General features: G+C 46.5%; 24 protein-coding genes and 1 tRNA gene. 16 read left to right on the forward strand and 9 right to left on the reverse strand.

The features are described 5' to 3' along the window. Positions 1–34 precede the first annotated feature (34 nt). A tRNA-Gly gene (locus KQY15_RS11830) sits at positions 35–110 on the forward strand. A gap of 81 nt (positions 111–191) precedes the next feature. Here KQY15_RS11830 and KQY15_RS11835 read toward each other — a convergent pair. The 4 genes from KQY15_RS11835 to KQY15_RS11850 form a co-directional block, all read right to left on the reverse strand. Next, positions 192–1622 (reverse strand): SLC13 family permease, encoded by a 1431-nt coding sequence (locus KQY15_RS11835; protein WP_217669404.1) that lies wholly within the window; start codon positions 1620–1622, stop codon positions 192–194. 8 nt (positions 1623–1630) lie between these two features. Then, on the reverse strand, positions 1631–2392 hold the full coding sequence (gene rluF / locus KQY15_RS11840) for a 23S rRNA pseudouridine(2604) synthase RluF (protein ID WP_217669405.1): 762 nt from the start codon (positions 2390–2392) through the stop codon (positions 1631–1633). Between the two features lie 68 nt (positions 2393–2460). Further along, positions 2461–4650 carry a hypothetical protein gene (locus tag KQY15_RS11845; RefSeq protein ID WP_217669406.1) on the reverse strand — a complete coding sequence of 730 codons (2190 nt, stop codon included), beginning with the start codon at positions 4648–4650 and terminating at the stop codon, positions 2461–2463. Positions 4651–4797: 147 nt separating this feature from the next. Next, complete coding sequence (locus KQY15_RS11850) at positions 4798–6432, reverse strand: electron transfer flavoprotein-ubiquinone oxidoreductase (protein WP_217669769.1); 1635 nt, start codon at positions 6430–6432, stop codon at positions 4798–4800. A gap of 197 nt (positions 6433–6629) precedes the next feature. On the opposite strand from KQY15_RS11850, the gene KQY15_RS11855 reads away from it, so the two are divergent. From KQY15_RS11855 to KQY15_RS11865, 3 genes are all read left to right on the forward strand, one after another. Next, positions 6630–7379, forward strand: coding sequence for an electron transfer flavoprotein subunit beta/FixA family protein (locus KQY15_RS11855; RefSeq protein WP_217669407.1), 750 nt, complete (start codon positions 6630–6632; stop codon positions 7377–7379). Then, a complete protein-coding gene (locus KQY15_RS11860) occupies positions 7379–8305 on the forward strand; it encodes an electron transfer flavoprotein subunit alpha/FixB family protein (RefSeq protein ID WP_217669408.1) in 927 nt (308 codons plus the stop codon). Before KQY15_RS11855 ends, KQY15_RS11860 begins: the two co-directional genes overlap by 1 nt. Positions 8306–8421: 116 nt before the next feature. After that, on the forward strand, positions 8422–8919 hold the full coding sequence (locus tag KQY15_RS11865; RefSeq protein ID WP_217669409.1) for a GNAT family N-acetyltransferase: 498 nt from the start codon (positions 8422–8424) through the stop codon (positions 8917–8919). Between the two features lie 66 nt (positions 8920–8985). Here KQY15_RS11865 and fur read toward each other — a convergent pair whose 3' ends face one another. Continuing rightward, positions 8986–9426: a ferric iron uptake transcriptional regulator gene (gene fur, locus KQY15_RS11870; RefSeq protein WP_217669410.1), complete on the reverse strand. Its 441-nt coding sequence runs from the start codon at positions 9424–9426 to the stop codon at positions 8986–8988. Between the two features lie 155 nt (positions 9427–9581). Between fur and KQY15_RS11875 the strand changes: the two genes are divergently transcribed. Then, positions 9582–10046: a DUF4442 domain-containing protein gene (locus tag KQY15_RS11875; protein WP_217669411.1), complete on the forward strand. Its 465-nt coding sequence runs from the start codon at positions 9582–9584 to the stop codon at positions 10044–10046. A gap of 88 nt (positions 10047–10134) precedes the next feature. Here KQY15_RS11875 and fldA read toward each other — a convergent pair whose 3' ends face one another. From fldA to KQY15_RS11895, 4 genes are read right to left on the reverse strand one after another with little or no spacing between them, the layout of a single operon-like run. Then, the gene (gene fldA, locus KQY15_RS11880; RefSeq protein ID WP_217669412.1) at positions 10135–10665 is read right to left on the reverse strand and encodes a flavodoxin FldA; all 531 of its coding nucleotides are present in this window, start codon (positions 10663–10665) and stop codon (positions 10135–10137) included. Positions 10666–10679: 14 nt separating this feature from the next. After that, positions 10680–10952, reverse strand: coding sequence for a LexA regulated protein (gene ybfE, locus KQY15_RS11885; protein ID WP_217669413.1), 273 nt, complete (start codon positions 10950–10952; stop codon positions 10680–10682). A gap of 14 nt (positions 10953–10966) precedes the next feature. Further along, positions 10967–11164: a DUF2788 domain-containing protein gene (locus KQY15_RS11890; protein ID WP_217669414.1), complete on the reverse strand. Its 198-nt coding sequence runs from the start codon at positions 11162–11164 to the stop codon at positions 10967–10969. A gap of 48 nt (positions 11165–11212) precedes the next feature. Continuing rightward, positions 11213–12028, reverse strand: coding sequence for an alpha/beta fold hydrolase (locus tag KQY15_RS11895; protein ID WP_254795675.1), 816 nt, complete (start codon positions 12026–12028; stop codon positions 11213–11215). Positions 12029–12096: 68 nt separating this feature from the next. Here KQY15_RS11895 and seqA point away from each other — a divergent pair, with 68 nt between their 5' ends. The 11 genes from seqA (at position 12097) to KQY15_RS11950 (ending at position 24969) form a co-directional block, all read left to right on the forward strand. Continuing rightward, on the forward strand, positions 12097–12636 hold the full coding sequence (gene seqA, locus KQY15_RS11900; RefSeq protein ID WP_217669415.1) for a replication initiation negative regulator SeqA: 540 nt from the start codon (positions 12097–12099) through the stop codon (positions 12634–12636). Positions 12637–12645: 9 nt separating this feature from the next. After that, a complete protein-coding gene (pgm, locus tag KQY15_RS11905) occupies positions 12646–14295 on the forward strand; it encodes a phosphoglucomutase (alpha-D-glucose-1,6-bisphosphate-dependent) (RefSeq protein ID WP_217669416.1) in 1650 nt (549 codons plus the stop codon). A gap of 176 nt (positions 14296–14471) precedes the next feature. Continuing rightward, positions 14472–16952, forward strand: coding sequence for a glycogen/starch/alpha-glucan phosphorylase (locus KQY15_RS11910; protein WP_217669417.1), 2481 nt, complete (start codon positions 14472–14474; stop codon positions 16950–16952). A gap of 138 nt (positions 16953–17090) precedes the next feature. Then, positions 17091–18032: a hypothetical protein gene (locus KQY15_RS11915; RefSeq protein ID WP_217669427.1), complete on the forward strand. Its 942-nt coding sequence runs from the start codon at positions 17091–17093 to the stop codon at positions 18030–18032. A gap of 23 nt (positions 18033–18055) precedes the next feature. Further along, the gene (locus KQY15_RS11920) at positions 18056–18853 is read left to right on the forward strand and encodes an SAM-dependent methyltransferase (RefSeq protein ID WP_254795677.1); all 798 of its coding nucleotides are present in this window, start codon (positions 18056–18058) and stop codon (positions 18851–18853) included. Positions 18854–18923: 70 nt separating this feature from the next. Continuing rightward, entirely contained in the window at positions 18924–19400 is a 477-nt protein-coding gene (locus tag KQY15_RS11925; RefSeq protein WP_217669429.1) for a GNAT family N-acetyltransferase, read from the forward strand. A 28-nt stretch (positions 19401–19428) separates the two neighbouring features. Next, positions 19429–19722 (forward strand): hypothetical protein, encoded by a 294-nt coding sequence (locus tag KQY15_RS11930; protein ID WP_217669431.1) that lies wholly within the window; start codon positions 19429–19431, stop codon positions 19720–19722. Positions 19723–19763: 41 nt separating this feature from the next. Then, a complete protein-coding gene (locus tag KQY15_RS11935; protein ID WP_308160245.1) occupies positions 19764–21539 on the forward strand; it encodes a GGDEF domain-containing protein in 1776 nt (591 codons plus the stop codon). Positions 21540–21587: 48 nt separating this feature from the next. Continuing rightward, positions 21588–22634, forward strand: a complete 1047-nt coding sequence (astE, locus tag KQY15_RS11940) for a succinylglutamate desuccinylase (RefSeq protein WP_217669435.1) — start codon at positions 21588–21590, stop codon at positions 22632–22634. A gap of 173 nt (positions 22635–22807) precedes the next feature. After that, the gene (locus KQY15_RS11945) at positions 22808–23992 is read left to right on the forward strand and encodes a thiamine pyrophosphate-dependent dehydrogenase E1 component subunit alpha (RefSeq protein ID WP_217669437.1); all 1185 of its coding nucleotides are present in this window, start codon (positions 22808–22810) and stop codon (positions 23990–23992) included. Continuing rightward, positions 23992–24969, forward strand: a complete 978-nt coding sequence (locus KQY15_RS11950) for an alpha-ketoacid dehydrogenase subunit beta (protein WP_217669439.1) — start codon at positions 23992–23994, stop codon at positions 24967–24969. The genes KQY15_RS11945 and KQY15_RS11950 overlap by 1 nt, the downstream gene beginning before the upstream one ends. The last annotated feature ends 1 nt before the right edge of the window (position 24970 follow it).

The following is a 24970-nucleotide window of genomic DNA, read 5'->3' on the forward strand; positions in this document are numbered from 1 at the left end:
GCTTATTATAAGTAGTTACAACACCAGATATTTCGCGAGTATAGCTCAGCTGGTAGAGCGCGACCTTGCCAAGGTCGAGGTCACGAGTTCGAACCTCGTTACTCGCTCCAAATTTAAATAAAAAAAGCAGCCTTAAAGCTGCTTTTTTTATTTTGTCTGCTTTACCTAACGCAATGTTGGCGTTGGCCTGATCAAAAGTTAAATAGCCAAGGACTGATAAACCATACAGCAGCGGTAATAATGAAAATTGCCAGTATATTGAGTACTAAACCTGCTTTTACCATATCTGCAATTTTGAGTTTTCCCGAGCCGAAAACAATGGCGTTAGGGGGGGTAGCCACTGGCATCATAAATGCGCAACTGGCTGCTATTGCAGCGGGGATCACCAGCATAGATGCGTTGGTATCAAGCGATACCGCAACAGGGCCTAGCAGTGGCAAAAACGCCGCGGCGGTGGCGGTGTTGCTGGTAACCTCGGTTAAAAAGATAATAATAGTGGTAACCAACGCTATCAGCAGCAATAAGTTTATAGTACCCAGGGCACTAACCTGGCTGGCGATAAAATCAGCAAGACCGGATTGCTGGATTTGAGCAGCAAGCGTTAAACCGCCACCGAATAAGATTAAAATGCCCCAGGGTAAGCTGGCACAATCTTCCCAGGTTAGTACCCGTTGGCCGCTGGCAAAGTTCACAGGAATAATAAACAGCAGGCTGGCACAGAAAACGGCGGTTAAGGTGTCATTTAATGGCAAGCCTGTAAGGCTGACCAGCCAGGTTTTAAATACCCATAAACAAGCCGCCAGTAAAAATACCGCCAACACTATTTTTTCTGCCCGTTGCATCGGCCCAAGCGCCTTCAGCTTATCAAGATACAGCTGACGGCTAACCTGTATTTCATTGTCGCCAAAGCGGAAATGGCATTGGCTAAGCCAATACCAGGCCCCCAGCAGCATAACAACTGCCACCGGTACACCCAGTAACATCCATTGGGCAAAACCCACCTCCAGTTGATATTGATTACGTAAATAACCAGCAAGCAAAGCGTTGGGTGGGGTGCCGATAATGGTGGCAATACCGCCAATACTGGCTGCATAGGCGATGGCTAACAGCATGGCTTTAGCAAATTTTTCGCTGATATTGTCTTGCATGCCGATAATAGACAAAGCAATAGGTAGCATCATAACTGCGGTCGCAGTGTTAGACATCCACATAGATAAAAATGCCGTAACCAGCATCATGCCGCCAATTTGCTGGCTGGGCTTCGTGCCGACCGCCAACATGGTTAACAAGGCAATTCTTTTATGCAGGTTCCAGCGCTCCATGGCAATGGAGAGGATAAAACCGCCGAGGAACAGGAAAATAAGCGGATCAGCATAAGGCGCAGTAACATTGGCGACGGAGTCTAGGTTAAGCAACGGCACCACCACAATCGGTAAAAGTGATGTAGCAGGTATTGGCACACTTTCGGTTATCCACCAAATCGCCATCCAGGCGGTCAGGCCACTGAGCCACCAGGCGCTTTGTGACATGCCGGCAAACAGCGGCTCATTCAGTAAAACCAGCAGAAATACTGCCGGACCAGCCAGAAGCGATGGCAGATAGCCTGAATGTAGCCGGTTCATCGGTGTGGTTACTCCTCGTCATCCTGCTGATTCTGGCTGGCGTCGGTTGCCGTTTTGCTGGAATGTTGCAATAACTGCTCCATTTGGCTTAGTTCAAACTCGTCAAGCAACCGCCATTGTCCTGCACGCAATTCGGCCAGTCGTACATGCATAATCCGGGTACGTTTAAGTTTTACCACGTCATAACCAAGGTATTCGGTCATCCGGCGAATTTGCCTGTTAAGACCTTGGGTTAGAATTATTTTAAAGGTGTTTTTGGATATCTGGGTAACGGTACAGGGCAGGGTAACCGTATCAAGAATTGGCACACCACTGGCCATTTTAGTAATAAAGTTCGCCGTTACAGGCTTGTTTACTGTAACGGTATACTCTTTTTCATGGGCATTACCCGCACGTAATACTTTGTTGACGATATCACCGTCATTGGTTAGAAATATCAACCCCTCAGAGGGTTTGTCTAACCTTCCTATCGGAAATATCCGCTCGGGATAACCGATTGCGTCGATAATATTCCCTTTAACATGCCGCTCAGTGGTACAGGTTATGCCAACAGGTTTATGGTATGCCAGATATATCCTTGCTGGTTTTTCTTTCAGGGGCTTACCTTCTACCCGCACTTCATCACTGGCAGACACTTTTAATCCTACCGGGGCAGGCTGGCCATTTACTGTCACTAAACCTTGTTCTATATATTTGTCGGCCTGACGGCGGGAGCAAAAGCCGGTGTCACTGATAAATTTATTTAAACGATAAAGGGTAGGTTCTGTCATTGGCTTCTTGATTCAATAAAAACAGCCCCTAGTTTAGGGGCTGACAGCTCGCGCAGCAAGCATTTGGCTTAGTCTGTCGCCGTAGATTTTTTTGCCGTTGGGCTGTTAAGTGAAATAACCTTGGTTTTGCTTATTTTATGCCGGTAAATTTCCCGCAGATACTTAATGGCTTTTTTAACACTTTCACGACTGAGCCGGATATCATTGATTGAAATAAATTTATCTTTGTTATGAATAAGCTCACGGTATTTTTTCTCATACATCGGCTTTATCGCATACCAGTTGGTATCAAGAATTTTTGCCGGATTTTCAAATTCATTCAGCATGGCGTCGACTCTCTGCTCATCAAACTCATCAATGCGGATAAAATCCAGCATAGCCTGATCGAGTTTTTCATCAAAACGGTAACTGTCCTTAGCAAAACAACGCTTAATAAAAGCAACGATCAGGGTTAAAAAGTCGTCGCTTAAACAAGGGCTTTTAACGATTAGCGTGGTAAGAGAAATATTGGCTGAAGCGCCAATCACTAATGCGTAGCGCTTTAATGTAGTATTGGGAAATAAGTTATTTAAATGCGATTTCAGCCGGTTTAAATCCATGTAAGACAGTTTATAGTCTTTGGGCAACGATACTATTGATACGACAGACGAACAATTTTTGAAAAAGTGCAGATTGTTTAATTCAGCCGCGTTGTAGCCATTCTTTACGTAACTTGCCAGTGTCTGGCGGTAACGACCAGACTCAATTGGCAGTAAGCTTATTCCTTCAATTGCCTGAGTCACTTTATTAAAGTGGGGCAGATCAATTGACCGGAAAAACAGATCATCAATATTTAAACCATTTTTATCAGATGCCTTACTCCTCTCAGTGCTATCCCGTTGATTAGCTGGAATTACAGATTCGGCGTACGCCACAGCAACCGGGCCAGCCAGGCTCATAAATAAGTCGTTGGCATCAAGCCGGATGGTTTCTCCAATATCAATCCCCGCCCGCCTGAAATAGTTTTCGTCATAGTCTGTGGTCACAGCCTGAGCCGTCAGAATATTGAAAATTTGTTGTGATATATACTGGTTTGCATATTTCTCCATGGCATTGACGTCGATGTGCTGTATATCACCGTCGTCAGTTTCTTCCGCGTAACGCATAATGTCATTTGAAATCAACATCATAGCGTTCCATGGCCGGATGCGATGCATGACACTGGACTCACTGCTGTTTTCGTTATCAAAGTTGTAAGAAAAGTCCCATTCTTCCGCCAGATATTTGCACAACAAACGGCCGGCGTTAATATGCAGGGCTTCAGACATTTCGACACCATGGTCTGAAATGTTTGGCAAAATACAAATACCGCTGGTAAATATCGGCTCAAATACAAAAGAATGGCCACGGTTTTCTTCGCTTTCATTGACCGGTCGGGTGTCAAAGGTTTTGCTCATGTAAGCATATTGCTGGGCCAGACCAAACTCAGAAGCCATACCTGAACCGGTACCGCCGCCGGCACTGAAGATGTAAAAATATAAGCGTGACTGGTTGGCCTTGATACCGCAGGAGTCAATTAGGTAAGAATGAATAAACTTCCACTCGGCATTTGAAAAGCGCTGAGTATCTTTATTTAAAATTATCTTGGCTAAGTACTGACCAAGAATCGGGGCGTTACCGGCGCCTCCGGCATGGACTTCAGATAAATCCATTATTTTCATTTTGGTATAGTCATGCAAAAAACCGCTTTTCTCACCTTTATGTGAAAAACGGATCCGGCCTTCAATATCTTTGTCCAGATCGCCCAGCATTACTAACGGTTCTATTAAAAAAACCGGTTTCAGACTATTGTTTTGTGACAAATGTAAACTGCGTTTAATCCAGCGCATTGGCCGGTATTCTTGTTCACGGCTTTGTTTTTCTTCATTATTAAATTCATTTAAATAGAAATTACGGGCACTGTATACAAGTGAGGCAACGTCCAGTGCTATATTTGAACCACAACGGCCCAGACCAATCAGGCATACTGATGGAAAATGTTGCTGTTTCCGGTTTTCCAGCTCGTTGTCTGTTTGCATCTGCGGAAACACGCTAGTGCGTAGTGCATCAAGATTAGCCAGAATGCGATTTAAATCGCGCTCAGTAAAATACAGATAACCTTCACTGGCAAAGGCTACCGTGGTTTCGCTATGCGTATTATCGGCTTGTTCTGCAGACTTAACTTTACTGTTGACGGCAGCAACTGTTGTTGGTTGTTTATTTATTATTTTACTCGTCATAACGCTTACCCCGGTTAAACCTTAGCTATACCAAAGCATAAAGATACTGATTAAACGTAGTCGGGAATTTAGCTGAATACAATTTTGAGCAAAAAAAAGCAGCGGTCAGGCCACTGCTTTATAAATTAATAAATGTTTTAAATGTAATTACATATTCGGATAGTTTGGTCCGCCACCACCTTCGGGAGTAACCCAGGTAATATTCTGACTTGGATCTTTAATATCGCAGGTTTTACAGTGAATACAGTTTTGAGCATTGATCTGAAAACGAGGTTGTTGGCCATCCTCTTTAATCACTTCATAGACGCCGGCCGGACAATAGCGTTGGGCTGGCTCATCATACTTTGGTAAATTAACTTCAATAGGAATGCTTGGATCAGCCAGCTTTAAGTGGCAGGGCTGTTCTTCTTCATGATTGGTATTAGATAAATAAACAGATGTCAGTTTGTCAAAACTCAGTATATTGTCTGGCTTTGGATAATTAATCTTTTGACAATCTGCCGCAAGCTTAAGCTGGGCATAGTCGCGGTTGTTATCTTTCAGGGTAAACGGCAGCTTGCCGCCAAACCAGTTTTGTTCAATGGTATTAAACACACCACCCCAGAAAGTACCGAATTTATGCATTGCCGGGCCGAAATTACGAGAACTGTGTAATTCGTCATATAGCCAGCTTTGTTTAACGGCATCAGCAAATTCGGTTAAGTCTTTACCGCCAGCATCGTCGTTGCTTAAAGCGCTAAACACTGTTTCCGCCGCCAGCATGCCTGATTTCATCGCCGTATGGTTGCCCTTAATCTTTGCAAAATTCAGTGTGCCGGCATCACAGCCCAGCAATAAACCGCCTGCAAAGCTCATTTTCGGCAAACTGTTCAGGCCGCCCTTGGCGATAGCTCGGGCACCATAAGTGACGCGCTTGCCGTCAGCCAGGTACTGCTTAATTACCGGGTGCTGTTTGTACCGCTGGAATTCAGCAAACGGATCCAGATAGGGGTTGCTGTAATTTAAGTCGATAATCAGGCCGACCACGATCTGCTGATTGTCGGCGTGATACAGATAACCACCACCAGAGGCCTCATCTGCAAGCGGCCAGCCAGCTGAATGAACCACCAGTCCCTGATGATGATTATTGGCTGGTACATCCCAGATTTCTTTAAAGCCGATAGCATAATGCTGCGGCGATACATCTTTATCCAGCTGATAATGGTTGATAAGTTGTTTACCAAGATGGCCGCGGCAGCCTTCAGCAAACAAGGTATATTTAGCACGTAATTCCATGCCGGCAGTAAAACTGTCTTTCGGTTTGCCGTCGCGGTCCAGCCCCATATCACCAATAACGATACCTTTAACCACATCGTCTTCCAGCAACAACTCACTGGCGGCAAAGCCCGGGAAAATTTCGACACCCAGAGCTTCTGCTTGTTCCGCCAGCCAGCGGCAAAGGTTGGCGACTGACACAATATAATTGCCACTGTTATGCATGGTTTTTGGTACCGCAAAGCCAGGTAACTTTCGGCTGCGCTGTTCGTCGCTGAACAGATATATATCATCGTGAGTAACCGGTGTAGTTAGCGGCGCGCCGGTGCTCTGCCAGTCAGGTAGCAATTCATTCAATGCTCTTGGCTCAAATACTGCCCCGGATAAAATATGGGCACCCACCTCTGAGCCTTTTTCCACTACACAAACGGTCAGCTCTGTGCTGGTCTGCTGCGCTTGTTGCATCAACCGGATCGCGGCCGATAAGCCCGCTGGCCCGGCGCCAACGATTACGACATCGAACTCCATTGCTTCTCTTTCCACGATCGTTACCCCTTGGATGCTTATATTTACAGTATTCACTGTGTTTATTGTGCTGATAAGGGTATTGCAGGTTGACGTTAACGTCAACAGTAAGTAGATTGTGCAGCAATATATGGCGTTATGTTTACCTTAACGTAAACCTGCTGTCTGGCAAGCAATTGCATGCAATTGAAGAGGATTATATGAAGATATTAGTTCCGGTAAAACGGGTAATTGACTACAACGTGAAAGTCCGGGTAAAAGCAGACCAAACCGGTGTCGATTTAGCCAACGTTAAAATGGCACTCAACCCGTTTTGCGAAATAGCTGTTGAAGAAGCGGTACGCCTGAAAGAAGCTGGTGTAGCTACCGAAGTGGTCGCCGTATCGATTGGGGCTAAGGCAGTGCAGGAACAGTTACGTACGGCACTGGCATTGGGTGCAGACCGGGCTATTCATCTGGAAACTGAGCATAATCTGGATTCTTTGCAGGTAGCAAAATTACTGGCAAAACTGGTTGAAGAAGAGCAGCCTAAGCTGGTTATTCTGGGTAAGCAGGCTATCGATTCTGACAATAATCAAACCGGTCAGATGCTGGCTGCGCTGACAGGCATGGGGCAGGGGACGTTTGCTTCAAAAGTGGTGGTTGATGGCGATAAAGTTCAGGTTACCCGTGAAATTGATGGCGGTCTGCAAACTGTTGAATTATCGTTGCCGGCAGTCGTATCAACTGATTTAAGACTAAACGAGCCTCGTTATGCATCACTACCTAACATTATGAAAGCAAAGAAAAAACCGTTAGACGTTAAAGCGGCTGACAGTCTGGGCGTTAACTTGGACTCAAAAGTGTCGACTTTGAAGGTTACTGCGCCGCCAAGTCGGAAGGGTGGTGTTATTGTCGAGTCAGTAGCGGAACTGGTTGAAAAATTAAAGCATGAAGCGAAGGTGATCTGATGACGATTTTAGTAATTGCAGAACATAGCAATGATGCACTTAAAGCAGATACCCACAAGGTAGTTCAGGCCGCAACCCGCATCGGTGGTGATATTCATCTGCTGGTTGCCGGTGCAAATTGTGATAATGCAGTATCTGCAGCGGCAACTATCGCTGGCGTAAGTAAAGTGTTGGTCGCTGATGCCAGTGTTTATAGCCATCAGCTGGCTGAGAACGTTGCAGCGCTGGTAGCGGAAATTGGCAGGGATTACAGCCACATTCTGGCTGCGGCGACGACGACCGGCAAAAATATGCTGCCCAGGGTGGCAGCACTGTTAGATGTAGCCCAGCTGTCAGATGTGATTGCCATCGAAAGTGCCGATACCTTTGTTCGTCCGGTTTATGCTGGCAATGCTATCGCGACAGTGCAATCTGCTGATGCCATCAAGGTATTAACAGTGCGTGGTGCGGCGTTTGATGCCGCAGCTGAGGACAATAATGCCCCAGTTGAAAAACTGGATATCGTCAAAGATCTGCAGGTATCGTCATTTGTCAGTGAAGAGCTGACTAAATCAGCCCGGCCTGAACTTACTGGCGCTAAAGTCATTATTTCTGGCGGACGAGGCATGCAAAATGGCGAAAATTTTGCCATGCTAAATGGCATTGCGGACAAGCTGAATGCTGCTATTGGTGCCTCGCGGGCGGCAGTCGATGCGGGCTTTGTCCCCAATGATATGCAGGTTGGTCAGACAGGTAAAATTGTGGCGCCGGATCTCTATATTGCGGTGGGTATATCAGGGGCAATTCAGCATTTAGCCGGCATGAAAGACTCTAAAGTAATTGTCGCAATCAATAAAGATGCCGACGCCCCGATTTTTCAGGTTGCTGATTATGGTCTGGTGGCTGATCTGTTTACGGTATTGCCAGAATTTGAACAGCAGCTTTGATAAATAGCCGGGTAATTGAAAAAGCCAGCAATTGCTGGCTTTTTGCATTTTAGCTCTTGTGAGCTGAGTATTATAAGACTTAAGATAAAACATTGTTTACCAGGGATGCATAAACCATGTCTGTCGTGATCCGCCATGCTGAACCCGCTGATATAGAAGCGATTAAAGCTATTTATGATCAACCAACGGTATTCGCCAACACGTTACAGTTACCCTACCAGCCTTTAGCCAGCTGGCAGAGACTGTTTAACGCTGGTGCGGGTTTTTATAATCTGGTGGCAGAAGATGAAGATAAAGTGGTAGGGCAACTAGGGCTGCAGGTATGCCAGAACCCACGACGCCGTCATGTTGCTGAAATAGGCATGGGTGTACTGGAAGAGCATCAGGGGCAGGGTGTTGGTTCAGCGCTACTAAGGGCTGCGCTGGAAATGGCGGATAATTGGCTGAATATCCGGCGGGTGGAGCTGACCGTTTATAGTAGCAATGAGGTTGCGGTAGCCTTGTACGAGCGGTTTGGTTTTGAAGTGGAAGCTGAGCTGGCAGATTTTGCTTTTCAGTATGGCAATTATGTCAGTGCCCTGGCAATGGCACGAATTAACAGTGGTGTTGCCTGACCGTTTAGCCCTGAACAAAGGACAAACAAACATGGCAACTACTGCTGCCATGTTTATCAGTAAGCGTTAATGAGAATCAGCGTTTTTCTGACACTGTTCTGTATCAGTGCACTCACCATATAAATACAGGCTGTGGTGGGTCAACTTAATGCCATTTTTTTCGGCAATTTCCAGTTGCTTGGCTTCGATAATTTCATCTTCAAACTCAATAACCTTACCACACTTTAAGCATACCAGATGGTCATGATGGCTGTTGCCCGTTAACTCAAATACTGATTTACCACCTTCAAAATGGTGCCGGGTTAAAATGCCCGCATCATCAAACTGATTCAGTACCCGGTATACCGTTGCCAGGCCTATATCTTCACCCAGCTCTAACAGGATTTTATAAACGTCTTCAGCACTTATGTGCTGATGATTTGGATCTTGTAAAATCTCGAGTATTTTCACCCGCGGCAGGGTAACTTTCAGGCCGGCCTTACGTAGCTCAATGTTATGATCTGACATAAAAAACTCTGTCTTGCTGGTGGATTTGCATCGATTATAAAGACATTAGTTCAATATTGAAATGGCCGAGTGCCGCTCATTTCACTGGCATGCCCTTGTGCTTTTACTTTAGCTGGTTAAAATAGCCTTTTAACAGGTCATACCAGGTGTCTGCTATGCGTTGGGCGTTTAAACCACAAGTTATGCGAAAGTTATTAAATTTCTGGCCTCCTCTATTATTCAGCGGGATTAAAATCGCAAGCCTGGCTGACGATTATCGTTACGCCAGAGTTGAACTTAAAAACAGACCATGGACCCGCAATATTAATAATAGCCAGTTCGGTGGTTCAATGTTTGCTATGACAGATCCTATCTATCCTTTATTATTAATGGGTGCGCTTGGTAAAGAATACATGGTCTGGGATAAGCAGGCAGACATTGATTACATAAAGCCGGGACTGGGGAAACTGACCGCTGAGTTTCTGCTGACAGATGAGACACTGGAAGACATCAAAACTAAAACGGCAGCCGGCGATAAGTATTTTCCAGAGTTTCTGGTTCATATAAAGGATGCAGACAACACTATTGTCTGTGAAGTGAACCGAACGGTTTATATTCGTAAAAAAACCAAATATCGTTAACTGCTGTTGCCAATACCGGCGTCGCCGGACTTAACACAATAAAAAAGAGGCTTTCGCCTCTTTTTAAATAACACGTACAAATAACGCGTTACAGGTTAGCAAACTCCTGTAAGCTCATTTCTTCATAAACCTGTTTGCACCACTGCTTTACCCGTTGTTCAGTCAGCTCAGGCTGACGGTCTTCGTCAATGCCCAGACCAATAAAATGGCTGTCATCAGCCAGCGCTTTGGACGCCACAAAATTATAGCCGGCGGTTGGCCAGTGGCCGACAATAATAGCGCCTTTTGGCTCGATAATATCGCGCAGGGTACCCATCGCATCAAGAAAATACTCTGCGTAATCTTCCTGATCACCACAACCGAATAATGCAACCAATTTATTATTAAAATCGATGCCTTCTAACTCCGGGAAGAAGTCGTCCCAGTCACATTGCGCTTCACCATAGTACCAGGTAGGAATACCCAGTAGTAACAGGTCAAAGCCGGCAATGTCCTCTTTGCTGCTTTTAGCAATATCGCGGATCTCCACCAGATTTTTGCCCAGCTCTTTTTGGATCATCTTCGCAATATGCTCAGTGTTGCCGGTATCGCTACCGAAAAATATTCCTACAGTTGCCATGGTTTAATGCCTTCTTACCTGGATAAAGCCTGTTCTAAAAGTTGTTCAATTAAGTTACCGCGTGTGGTGTTGGCCTGCTCTGCTGCCCGCGTTAATGCGGCATACAGCTGGCCCGATACCTTAAATTCAATACGTTTTAACCCGTTATTACGATCGCGTTTAATTTGGTTGCGCTTATTAAGTTTAAGCTGCTCTTCACGGGGTAGCGGATTGGTTTTTGGCCGCCCCGGCCGCTTTTCAGCTGCAAACAAATCAATGGTGGTGCGATCAGTGGCGATTTTAGCCATTAATCTCAACCCTGTTATTCAATAAAGTGTTGGACGACAGTTTTAACTACAAATACCAATGGTGATAAAAACAACACCAGCCAGACAAAAAAGCGGCCGAGCCGCGGTGCCTGACTTTTTTTCAGCACGTCATTAATTGCCAGGACAATAAAAATGTACAGGGCCGTTAAGCCAAGCCACAAACCTATGGTTTCAAATTGTGCAACAGTCATTGATACTGGCCATACTGAAAAATTGGCGGCACTATAGCACAAAAATAGCTATTTTTTAGTGTGCTGGCTCAATAAAAAGTCACGTACCAGCCTGGCAAAAGCGGCGGGTTTTTCTGCATGTAACCAATGGCCGGTACCATTTATTATTTTTGCTTCTGCCGCCGGGAAATAACTCAGAATTTGCGGCCGGTGCTGCGGCAGAATATAGTCAGATTCTGCTCCTTTAATAAAAAGTACCGGTCCGCTGTACTTGCTATCAGACTGCGGCGCTTTTAACAGTTGATCATAGCTCTGCTCCAGTGCCGGTAAATTAAAGCGCCAGTTAAAGCCTTCGGCAGACTTATGCAGACTTTTTAATAAGAACTGGCGAACACCGACCTCGCTGATATGCTCTGCCAGTTGTTTATCAGCATCGCCACGGCTGCTAATCTCTGTTAACTTTACTGCATTCAGACCGGCAAAAACATTCTGATGACTACGCGGATAATTTACCGGGGCAATATCGGCGACAATAAGTTTTGTTACCCGCTCTGGATAGGCAAGTGCAAATGCCATCGCCAGTTTACCGCCAAGTGAATGCCCCAACATAGCCACCTTAGTCAGCTCCAAGCTGTCGAGGGTGGCAGCTAAGTCGGCCACCATGCCAGGGTAATCCATCTGCTCAGCGTGTGGTGACTGACCATGATTGGGTAAATCGATGCTGATAATCTGCCATTGGTCGCTTAATGCCCGGGCAACGCCGGCCAGGTTTTCATAACTGCCAAACAGGCCGTGAATAAGAACGAGCGGCTCACCGCTGCCAGTGCTGTGGGTATGTAGAATCATCGCTAACTCACTGAAAAAGTTAAGCCGGGATTTTAACAAATTAAGCTGCTGGCGTCAGTGGCAAAGCCTTTATATAATGGGACAACTTTCAGTTGACGGAAAAACTTATGAAAACCATTGAAATAGAAGACGATTTATATCACTACATCGCCGCCCAGACCCGCCAGATTGGCGAAAGTGCTTCTGATATTCTACGTCGTTTACTGTTAGGTGAGCAGCAGGTCAGTCAAACGCCAGAGGCAAGCAAAAGCGCCGCAGTTTCTGAAACGGCGCCGGAAGTTAGTGCAGCTGCCCGCGATAACAGCAGCCCCGGTAGCATATTTGATCTGGTTAGCCGGCAAGACTTACAGGCTGAATCCAGTGTAGTAGGACGCTTTCTATATTTGCTTTCGGTACTGGCCCGGGTTCATAAAAAGCAGTTCAGTAAGGTACTGGAGATAAAAGGCCGCAATCGGCTATATTTTGCAACCTCGGCTGAGGCGCTATCTGAAGCAGGAAGCAGCACCAATCCTAAGCAGATACCAAATACCGGCTTTTGGGTCATTACCAACTCCAATACCACCAGAAAAAAAATGATGCTTACCGAAACTGCCATCAAACTGGGTTATAGTGAGCAGGACGCTGAGCGGATCCGCGATTTATTATAAGGAAAGAGTATGTCTTTACATCCCCTGGCCGGGCAACAGGTACCAAACGACCGCATCCCCAATATCAGCCGGTTAATGACCGCCTATTATGTGTTGGAACCTGATGTTCATCAGCATCCGGAGCATAAAGTAAGCTTCGGCACCTCTGGCCACCGGGGCAGTGCCCATGCCTGCTCGTTTAATGAGCCCCATGTGCTGGCAATTTGTCAGGCCATTGCTGATTATCGCAAGGCGCAGGGAATTACCGGGCCGTTATTTCTGGGCAAGGATACTCATGCCTTATCGGAAGCGGCGTTTGCATCGGCACTTGAAGTTCTCATTGCCAATAAAATTCAGGTTTGTATTCAGAAAGATTTAGGCTACACGCCAACCCCGGTTATTTCACATGCTATTTTAACCCAAAACAACGGTGGTGATGATAAGCTTGCTGATGGTATTGTCATTACCCCCTCACACAATCCACCGGAAGATGGTGGTATTAAATATAACCCACCGCATGGCGGGCCAGCTGACACCGACGTCACCAACTGGATAGAGCAACGGGCAAATGCCTTGCTGGCGAAAGATTTAGAGGGCGTTAAAATGATGCCCTACAACCTGGCCATTCAGTCTGGTTATTGTCAGCACATTGATTATATTCAGCATTATGTTGACGACTTAGAAAATGTTATTGACATGGCAGCCATTGCCAAAGCCGGGATCCGGATCGGTGTAGACCCGCTGGGTGGCTCGGGCATTGGTTACTGGCCACGAATAGCTGAAAAATATGGTCTCGATATTACCGTTGTTAATGACAAAGTGGATCCGGCATTCGCTTTTATGCCGCTTGATAAAGACGGCCAGATCCGGATGGATTGCTCTTCTGCCTGCGCCATGGCCAACTTAATTCAGCTAAAAGATCAGTTCGATATCGCCATTGGTAATGACCCTGATTTTGACCGGCACGGTATTGTTACCCGTAGCGGTGGCCTGATGAATCCAAATCATTATCTGGCTGTTGCTATTAATTATTTGCTGTCTAACCGGCCAGGCTGGCCAGCCAGCCTGGAAATAGGTAAAACACTGGTTTCCAGCGCGCTGATTGATCGTGTCGTCGCGGCCCGCGGCTGTAAATTATGCGAAGTGCCGGTTGGCTTTAAGTGGTTTGTAGATGGTCTGTTTAATGGCACGTTGGCGTTTGGTGGTGAAGAAAGCGCCGGCGCCAGCTTTTTACGGTTAAATGGCAAGGTTTGGTCAACCGATAAAGATGGCATTATTTTAGGATTGCTTGGCGCTGAAATGCTGGCAAAAACCGGGGTTGATCCATATAAACAATATCAGGCACTGACCAAAGAGCTGGGCTCGCCACTCTACCGCCGGCTGGATGCACCGGCAACGGCTCAGCAAAAGGCGGCACTGAAATCACTGGATGTTGCCAGTGTCAGCCAGACTGAACTGGCTGGCGATCCGATACTTGCGGTGTTAACCCAGGCGCCCGGTAACGGAGCTGATATCGGTGGGGTAAAAGTAGTTACCCGCAATGGCTGGTTTGCCGCCCGGCCATCCGGTACTGAAAATGCCTATAAAATATATCTGGAAAGTTTTGTCGACCAATCACACTTGCAACAACTAGAAACAGACGCAAAAGCCTTTGTCGACAAGGTATTCAGTGGTATCTAACTGTTAAAATGGCTGCTGTGGTTATGTAATTTAATTACAAAAGCAGCCTTTGTTTTGCCAATTGCAGCAAATTGAGGTATTGTTTTCGTAATATTTCTACATTAAACAATAATATCAACTGGCAATGCTATGTTGATTTGCTTAATTAATAAGCTCAGTAAATTTCAGGATTGGCAATGAAGAAAGCAACCTCAGCTAAAACCGCTGCCGGCGGTTCATCTACCGAACAACTCAAACAAAACATCGTTAAGCATTTGCATTCAAGCCTAGGTACAGACGTTAATAAAGCCAGTAGTCAGGCCTGGTGGCGGGCAACCTGTGCGGCCGTGAACGAGCAGGTGTATGACGGTTTACGGAACACCCAACGTACTCATTATCAGCAGGACACCCGGGCGTTGCATTATTTCAGCCTTGAATACCTGATGGGCCGTTTGTTCAGCAATAACCTGCACAACTTAGGCTTATATAACCAGGCAAAACAGGCATTGTCAGAGCTTGGTATGAATATCGCTGATCTGGAAGATCAGGAAGAAGATATGGCGCTTGGTAACGGTGGCCTTGGCCGCTTAGCCGCATGTTTTATTGATTCGCTGGCAACCTTAAATTACCCGGCAATTGGTTATGGAATTCATTACGAACATGGCCTGTTCAAACAAAGCTTTCAGGATGGCCGGCAAATAGAGCGGCCAGACAGCTGGCGCGAATATGGTAACCCGTGGGAGATTTGCCGGCCGGAATCGGTGCAGGAAGTATCGGTGTACGGCTATGTTGAAACCGTATACGACTTACAGGGCGCAATGAAAAAGGTCTGGCATCCAGGCCGGATCATCAAAGGCGTGCCGTGGGACATTCCGGTGGTGGGTTATAATGGCAGTTCAGTTAATGTGCTGCGGCTGTGGGAAAGCCGGGCCAGCGACTTTTTTAACTGGGATGTATTTAACTCCGGTGGCTATATTGATGCGGCTCGCGAGAATATTGAAGCAGAAACCATTTCTAAAGTGTTGTATCCCAACGATGAAACCGATGCAGGTAAAGAGTTGCGGCTTATTCAGCAATACTTTTTCTGTTCCTGCTCATTAAAAGACATTATTCGTCGCTACAAACGTGCGCACGGCGATGACTGGAGTAAATTTCCAGAGCAGGTGGTTATTCAGCTGAATGACACTCACCCGGCGGTTGCTATTCCTGAGCTGATGCGCATTCTGATTGACCGGGCCGATATGAGCTGGGACGATGCCTGGGCGCTATGCCAGCAGGTATTTGCATATACCAACCACACCTTGCTGCCAGAAGCGCTGGAACGCTGGCCGGTTCGGTTGTTTGAAAAAGTGTTGCCACGGCATATTGAAATTATTTATGAAATTAACCGTCGTTTTCTGGTGGAACAGGTTGACGTACTATGGCCGGGCGATAATGCTAAAAAGCGCAAGCTGTCGATTATCGAAGAAGGTGACGAGCCGATGGTCCGGATGGGGCATTTGTCGGTGGTAGGCTCGTTTAAAGTGAATGGTGTGGCCGAAATACACTCGAAGTTGGTGCAGTCAGATTTGTTCCCGGAAATGGTTGCGCTATGGCCGGATAAGTTTACCAATGTTACCAATGGTGTAACGCCGCGGCGCTGGCTGAAAGCCTGTAATCCACGGTTGTCGAAACTGCTGGATGAGAAAGTAGGTGACAGCTGGCCGGTAAACCTGAAATTATTAAGCAAACTGGCCGAGTTTGCTGATGACCCGCAGGTTCAGGACAGCTTTATGGCCATTAAACAGCAGAACAAAGCTGACTTAGCCAAAGAAGTGAAGAAACTCACTAAAATTGATATTGATCCGGCCGCCATTTTTGATATTCAGATCAAACGCTTGCATGAGTATAAGCGTCAACACTTGAATTTATTACATATTCTGGCTTTGTACCGGCGGATTCTGCAAAACCCGGATTACGACATGGTGCCGCGGGTATTTATCTTTGGTGCCAAAGCGGCGCCGGGTTATAAACTGGCAAAAGAAATTATTTATGCCATTAATAAAATTGCTGACAAAATAAATAACGATAAACGGGTGAAAAACCGTTTAAAAGTAGTGTTTATGCCAAATTACCGGGTAACGCTGGCAGAGAAAATGATCCCGGCTGCAGATGTGTCGGAGCAAATATCAACAGCAGGTAAGGAAGCATCTGGTACCGGCAATATGAAACTGGCATTAAACGGTGCGGTAACAGTTGGCACCCTGGACGGCGCCAATATTGAAATTGCCGAGGAAGTAGGCAGCGATAATATTGCGATCTTCGGTTTAACCGTAGACGAAGTTAAAGCACTGCATGCCTCGGGCTATCACAGTTATGATTACTATCATAATAACCCGGAAATCAAAGCCATTTTAGACTGGCTGGAAACGGACTATTTTACACCGGGTAAACCCGGTGAGCTGGCGGCGATTAAACACAGTTTATTGCAAGGCGGTGACCCTTATCTGGTGTTGGCAGATTTTGAGTCCTATGCCAATGCGCAGCAGCAAATAGACAGCTGGTATCGTGATAAAGCCGGTTGGGCTAAAAAAGCTATTCTGAATACAGCGTTAGTAGGTAAATTTACCTCGGATCGCTCTATAGAAGACTATGTTAGCAGGGTATGGCAATTAAAACCTTGTAAAATAGCGGGCTAAGCGCGCCGCAGCAACAAGTTAGCGAATTGAAAACCCATCATTAGATGGGTTTTTTATTGCTGATTAGTAGCAAACAGCTAAGTTGATCGTTAGTCTGTAGATAGATGCATTCTACGATTAGAACAGCGAGGCTCCGCTATGATTGCTGGATTTAGCAAAGTTGCTGCAGTGTTAATGTTGCTCGGTACTTCAGGCCTGGCCGGACAGGAAAATGATGGACCAGAGCTGCGATTATCAGTGCCAGTTACTGAAACTGATACTAACGTGATTCACTGGGCAATAAATGATGCGCCGCCGTTTCATGTATTACATGGCGAATATCAGCGTAATGGTATTTGTGATGTGCTCACCTCGGTAGTTCATCGCTATCTGCCCGAGCAGCAGCTAAGTTATTTGCAAATGCCACAACCGCGTATTTCCCAGGCCCTGGATAACAAAGAGCCGGTCTGCTTCCCCTGTATGATTTACAAGCCTGAAGGAGAAGCCAGAGCCGTTTACAGTTTGCCTACCCATTTCTATTACCCGCACCATATTATTACCAGTGCCGCGACAGCAAAAACCCTCAGGGCACTATATGGTGAACCGGTTTCACTGGAAAAGTTGCTGGATGATCCGCGTTTCCGGCTGGGTTATCCGTCAGGACGCCGTTATGGGGTATTACAGCCACTACTGAACGAGCATGACCCTTATCTGGCAAGGGCGGGTACCGGTGGTGCGGTGGCGATATTGCATATGATAACTTCAGGCCGGCTTGATTACACCATCGACTATCCGATAGTTGCCAATTATTACCAGCAACTTTATAGCCGCAACATGGAAACACTGGAAATTGCGGAGACTAATGGGCGGCCTGTTGCCGGCGCTATTGGTTGTGCCAACACGGCTTGGGGCCAAAGCAAAATTGCGGAAATAAACAAGGTTATTTCCCGGATACGACAAGACCCAGAGCTATTGGAGGTATTGCAGTTGTGGCATAGTAACAATCGCAGCGATGATAACGACTTTGAAAGTTTTAACCAGCAATGGCTGCAAAAGTTTGACGATAGCGCTGCTGAAGCAGCACAAGGACTACGACAATAATTAGTAATAAAGCGGAGTATCAGTTGGAAAAGCAGGGAAGTTTAGTTTGTGTTGGTACCGGCATGACTTTGGGCTCACACATTAGCCCGCTTAGCCGCAGTTATATTGAGCAGGCCGATGTGGTGTTCTTACTGGTAGCAGATGGTATTACCGAGCAGTGGGTTGCGCAGATGAACAGTGATGTGCGTTCATTGCAGCCCTATTATCAGACCGGTGTATCGCGAATGCTCAGCTATCAGCAGATGGTTGCCGCAATACTGGCTGAAGTGCGGCAAAATAAAAAAGTGGTTGGCGCCTTTTATGGCCACCCCGGAGTATTTGCCTGGGTGCCGCATAAAGCGATTGCCGAGGCGAAAGCTGCTGGCTTTGCTGCCCATATGGAGCCTGGCATTTCGGCAGAGGACTGCCTGATAGCCGATTTAGCGATAGACCCAGGCACCTATGGCTGCCAACATTTTGAAACCAGCCAGTTTATGTTTTATAAACGCACCATTGATTCAGCAGCATACCTGATTTTATGGCAGGTAGGTGTGGCAGGTGATCGCAGCCTGGCTAAGCGTGGCACGGATGGTCGCTACCGGCAGCTACTTATTGAGGTATTAGCGGAATATTATCCGTTAAGCCATCAGGTTATATTGTATGAGGCGGTAACCTTGCCTATTCAGCAGCCGCGGATCACAACCTTGGCGCTGGCTGAGCTGGTGACTGCCGAAATGGATCCCAAAACCACTCTGGTGATCCCGCCAGCCACCAAAATGGTCGCCAACCAGCAGATGCTGGATAAACTGGCGGCATTGCAGGCTGACGATGACAAATATTAATGATGATAAATATGGGAATCCGCTAAACCACCGCTTTTGTTTGGATACGCCATTGATGCAGGTAAGAACAATGACCGTATCTGATCAGCCACTTTACCGGCAGCTTTTTAGCAGTAAAAAGATAATGCAATGGATTGCTGAGCCATTAACTGATGCCCGGTTAATCAGCAGTTTTGCCGCGGCGCTGCAATATAACAACGGCGCATCGGATGAGCTGGTGGCGGGAGGCCGGCTCTTTCTGGTGATTGCTGAACGGCCAGCTCATTTAGCGGTTGGCTTAATGGCCGCCACATTTACAGCTGCCAATGCAACATCATCTGCTGCCAGCGTTAACGCAGAAGTTGGCATTATGCTGTTACCCTCTGCTCAGCGTAAAGGCCTGGCTCACGAGGCTCTAGCTGGCTTGTGCCAATGGTTGTCGCGACGCAGCGAAGTCAATAACATAATATGCAATATTACCAACGGTAATCTGGCGGCAAAAAAGCTGGTTACGGCTCTGGGCTTTGTGTATTGTAAGCAGGCTAATTACTATAAATTAGAAAAATAATAATAAAATAACGTACAGGGCGTTCAGCATGAATAATGTATTACAGTTATTACAACGGTTGGGTGAAGATGCGGCATTGCGCCATCTGGCAGATACTCAGCTGGAAAAAGTTATTAACCCGTTAAATCTGGATCCGGCAATCCAGCAGGCCATTTCTCAGCAAGACGATATTACATTGGCCCGGTTGGTTCATGCTAATAATAAAATTGTTTGTATGATAATTCCGGCTGAAGAGCCTGAGGATAAACCTGCAGATCAGCCAGCAAAACAACCGGAAGATGTACCAGAGCCTCCTGAAACTGAGATAAAGCAGGCTGGATAAGTAGATGGGAAGCGGATGATTTCAGGGCTGAGCCTTTGAAAGTGCTTAGTTTCAACGTGTTATATATGGCTTTGTTGCTGGCAACTGCCGTTGTATTTGCTGACGGGCCGTATTTAACAACGGAACAGGAATATACTACTGCCAGCAATTTAACTATTCATCAGCAGTTGGTTCTGCTTGATCAAATAAGACTGGAAGACCAACCCCGGTTTAAAGCGGAACTGGCCAAAATAAGACAGTTACCTTTAACGCAGCTTGCCGATATTGAGTATTTAACCTTGCTGAATGCTTATGAACAGGCGTTGCAGGGACAATATGACAAAGTACTGGCCATCCTGACACCTTTACTTAAAACCTCTACTGACAACCAGATTATTACCAGGTCCCGCATCATGGCGGTCAATGTGCTGTTGTTATCAAACAACCATGCGCTGGCATTTACCTACTTTGAGCAGCTGCTTAATACCATTCCAACCATTACCGAGCCTGAGTTACTCGCTCAGGTTATTCTTTTAGTTATGTTTACTTATAACCAGCTTGAGCGTTTTGACCTCACTTTAATCTACGAACGGTACATCACTTACAGCTCTGTTTCTGATAAACTTGCCTGTCGAATTCGAGTTATTGCTTTAGAAGCCAAATACTTACAGCCAGAAGTCACAGTTACTGACGCTGCAGTTAATGAAGTGATTAATCATTGTATCGCTGCCAAAGAAACGATTCCGGCAAATCTCGCACGTTTTGAACAAATGCGTGATTTATTAAACAAAAACGAAGTTTCTTCGATACTAAAAATATATCGGCAACATATTGGCGAAATAGAACTCACTAATTACCCGATAATGATCTCCAGAGTAAAAACGCTCGCTGCATCAGCGCATTTTAAGAATGGTGATTATCAGCAAGCATTACAGTTGGCGTTGAATGCTTTGAAGTTGGCGCAAAGTAGCCCTAATAATGTGGCGCTGGTTGAAGCTTATGACGTGTTATACCAAATTGCTAAAGCAGAGCAGAACTATCAGCAGGCATTAGCTTATCTGGAACGTAAACAGCAGATTGAAAATGAGTTTAACGCCAGCAAAACCTCACAGCAAATTGCGTATCATACGGTTAAGTCAGAAATTGAACTAAAGAATCAGCGGATAAACTTACTGGACAGGGATAACGAACTGCTGTTTTTACAACAAAGTATTTATCAGGAAGAGGCCAAAAACAGCCGCTTATGGTTAATGCTGGTCGCGCTACTTGGTTTTATTACCCTGATTCTGGCTTACCGTGGCCTGACAGGGCGTAAACGCTTTAAACTAATGGCTGAATATGATCAGTTAACCGGCATCAGCAACCGTTACCATTTTAATAACCAGGCGAAGCAGGCGTTAAAGTATTGCCAGGCGAAACAGATACCGGTGGCGATGATTTTATTCGATCTTGACCATTTTAAGAGAATTAACGACCAGTTTGGCCACGCCACCGGTGACTGGGCGTTGGAGCAGGTAGTTCAAGCCTGTAAGCAGTTTATGCGTTCCAATGATATTTTTGGCCGGATCGGTGGCGAAGAGTTTGTTATTATGATGCCAGGTTGTGAGCTTGATAAAGCCACCTTGCTCGCTGAAATTTGCCGCGATGCTATCGTCAGTATTGATTGCAACAGTATTGAGCATCAGTTTAGACTTAGTGCCAGTTTTGGCGTCAGCGGCAGTGCTACCAGTGGTTATGAGGTAAAGCAACTACTGGCTAACGCCGACAACGCAATGTACCAGGCAAAAGCCAAAGGCCGGAATCAGGTCGTCGAATATCAGCAAACTGAGCGCGAATAGCCTTGCTATTCGCGGCATTAATTTGCCAAGTCCATGGAGTTTTCATTTATGCTATCGCATCTAATACCTGCAGCAGATTTTCTTAAACTTACCCTGGCTAACCCTGATGGTCTGGCACCATTTCAGGGCGAGCTGGATAACGGCACCACGGTGCAGGTATGGGATACTGGTGTGATTTGTTTTGAACCGGTCGGGGCAGTGAATGAGGATGTTGTGCTGTCGTGTGGTGTGCATGGCAATGAAACTGCACCTATTGAAATTTGTGCGGCGATAGTTCATGACATTCTGACAGAGCAGTTAACCCCATCGGTAAGGTTGTTGGTGCTGTTCGGTAATCCACCGGCAATTAATGCCGGCAAACGCGAAATAACGGAAAACCTGAACCGGCTATTTTCCGGTCATCATAGCAAAGGAGCGGGCCTGATTAATGCTGAAAGGCGCCGGGCTAAAGCGCTGGAGCACTATGTCAGCCAGTTTTATCAGGCAGAACGCGTAACCGAAACTGGTACGCGTAACCGCAGCTTATATGATTTACATACCGCTATTCGCGGCTCGAGATTCGAAAAATTTGCAGTGTGCCCCTTTCTGCACGACAAACCCTGGCGCAAAACTGAGTTTGCTTTTCTGGCAGAGTGCGATGTGCATACTGTGCTGTTAATGCAAACACCTGCCACCACCTTTAGCTACTATGCATCGAATGAACACGGTGCCAATTCGTTTACTATTGAGCTGGGCAAAGTGAAGCCCTTTGGCCAGAATGATATGAACCGTTTTGCCAGTGCTGACAAAAGTCTGAGGGCATTGGTCTCAGGTAAACCGGTTAAAAGCGGTGCCTTTGATAATAAAAAATTTAATATGTATAAGGTATACCGGTCGATAATTAAACAAACTCAGGATTTTAAGCTGCATTTTGCCGATGATATTGAAAATTTCACCAGTTACCCGGTGGGTACGTTGTTGGCCACCGATGGTGATTTAGAATATCGGGTTGAGCAGGAAGGTGAGGCGTTAATTTTCCCCAATGCCAACGTCGCTATTGGCCAGCGAGCCATGCTGATGGTAGTACCGACGTCGGTTGCCGACAATCTTGCCTGATAAGGGTTGTTGCCTGCCATTGCAGGGCTGACAGACAGTAAATATAACCTGACAGCTTAACCGGCGGTCAGGTTTTTTTGTACCCTGGCACGGTTGCAATGCAGTTTACGTAAAGGTAAAGTTCCCCGCAAATAACGATAATCGACAGTGTGTCCACAACCCAAGAGATTGCTATGACAAACCCTAATAACGCCACCATCACCACGGTGCATACTGCAGCTTTTACTGCCGGTGATGCGTTAAAAATTCCTACTCTGCGTATTCTGCAAGACGACGGCAGCCTGCACGAAGGTGCCGATAAACCAAACCTTGATAAAGACACTGCGCTGAAAATGTACGACACCATGGTATTTACCCGGGTGCTGGACGAACGGATGCTGGCAGCGCAGCGCCAGGGCCGGATTAGTTTTTACATGCAATGTCTGGGCGAGGAGGCGACAACAGTTGGCAGTGCCGCGGCTTTGGATGAGCAGGATATGATCATGGCGCAGTACCGTGAACAGGGTGCATTGCGTTACCGTGGTTTTACTCTGGAACAGTTTATGAACCAGTTGTTCTCTAACGAGAAAGACCTGGGTAAAGGCCGGCAAATGCCGGTGCACTATGGTAGTAAAGATATTTACTACATGACGATATCATCACCGCTGGGCACCCAAATTCCCCAAGCCAGTGGCTATGCCTATGCCCAGAAGCTGCGTGGTTTGAATAACACCACCATTTGCTACTTCGGCGAGGGCGCTGCATCCGAGGGCGATTTTCATGCCGGTTTAAATATGGCGGCGGTGCATAAGGCACCGGTGCTGTTTTTCTGCCGTAACAACGGCTATGCCATTTCTACCCCGGCAAATGAACAGTTTGTTGGCGATGGCATTGCTTGCCGGGCTGTGGGCTACGGCATGAAAGCAATCCGGGTAGATGGCGCCGATATTCTGGCTGTGTACCAGGCCACAAAAATGGCCCGTGACCATGCCCTTAAGCATAACGAACCGGTTTTAATTGAAGCAATGGCGTATCGGTTGGGGGCTCACTCATCGTCAGATGATCCCAGCGGCTATCGCTCAAAAGAAGAAGAAGAACTGTGGCGCAAAACCGATCCTATCTCCCGTTTCCGCTTATGGCTGGTTAAGCAAGGCTGGCTGGATGAGGAAGCAGATAAAACCAAAACGGACAAGCTTAGAACTGAAATACTGGATGCCCTGAAAGTAGCTGAGAAAGTGGCAAAGCCGGGTATAGAGCATTTAATTTCTGATGTGTATCAACAGCCGATCCCGGCATTGCAACAACAATTAGATGAATTAAAACAACATATCAGAAAATACCCGGATGCGTATCCGGTGACGTCGGGGAGAATGGACTAATGGCAAAAATGAATATGCTGCAAGCGATTAATAATGCGCTTGATATCGCCATGGCTAAAGATGACAGCGTTGTGTGTTTTGGTGAAGACGTTGGCCATTTTGGCGGCGTATTCCGGGCAACCAGCAAGCTGCAGGAAAAATACGGCAAAGCGCGCTGTTTTAATACGCCGTTAACTGAACAGGGTATTGCCGGCTTCGCCAACGGTATGGCGGCCCAGGGTATGAAACCGGTAGCCGAAATTCAGTTTGCAGATTACATTTTTCCTGCCTTTGATCAAATCGTCAACGAAACAGCCAAATTCCGCTACCGTTCAGGCAATGAGTTTAATGTTGGCGGTATCGTGTTTCGCAGCCCCTATGGCGGTGGTATTGCCGGTGGCCATTATCATAGCCAGTCGCCAGAAGCTTATTTTGCGCATACCCCGGGTTTAAAAGTGGTGATCCCACGGGACCCGTATCAGGCAAAAGGCCTGTTGCTGGCCTCTATTGCCAGTCCGGACCCGGTTATATTTTTTGAACCAAAAAAGCTGTACCGTGCGTCTACCGGTGAAGTGCCGGAAGATTACTATGAAATTGAGTTGGGTAAGGCTGAAGTTGTGCAGCAGGGCAATGACATAACCGTGCTGGCCTGGGGCGCGCAAATGGAGATTGTTGATAAAGCCGTGGCAATGGCCAAAGAGCAGGGCGTGTCGTGTGAAGTTATCGATTTACGCAGCATTTTGCCATGGGACGCTGACACCGTTGCCGCGTCTGTTCAGAAAACCGGCCGGCTGGTAATTAACCACGAAGCACCGTTAACCGGCGGTTTTGCCGGTGAAATTGCTGCGACCATCCAGAAAATGTGTTTCCTGCATCTGGAAAGCCCGATAGAACGGGTGTGTGGTTTAGATACGCCTTATCCGCTGGCACTGGAAAAAGAGTATGTTGCCGATCATCTTAAAACCTACGAAGCCATTATGCGCTCGGTTAATTTCTAAG

The organism is Arsukibacterium indicum (genome assembly GCF_019100565.1).
GTDB classification, from domain to species: domain Bacteria; phylum Pseudomonadota; class Gammaproteobacteria; order Enterobacterales; family Alteromonadaceae; genus Alishewanella; species Alishewanella indicum.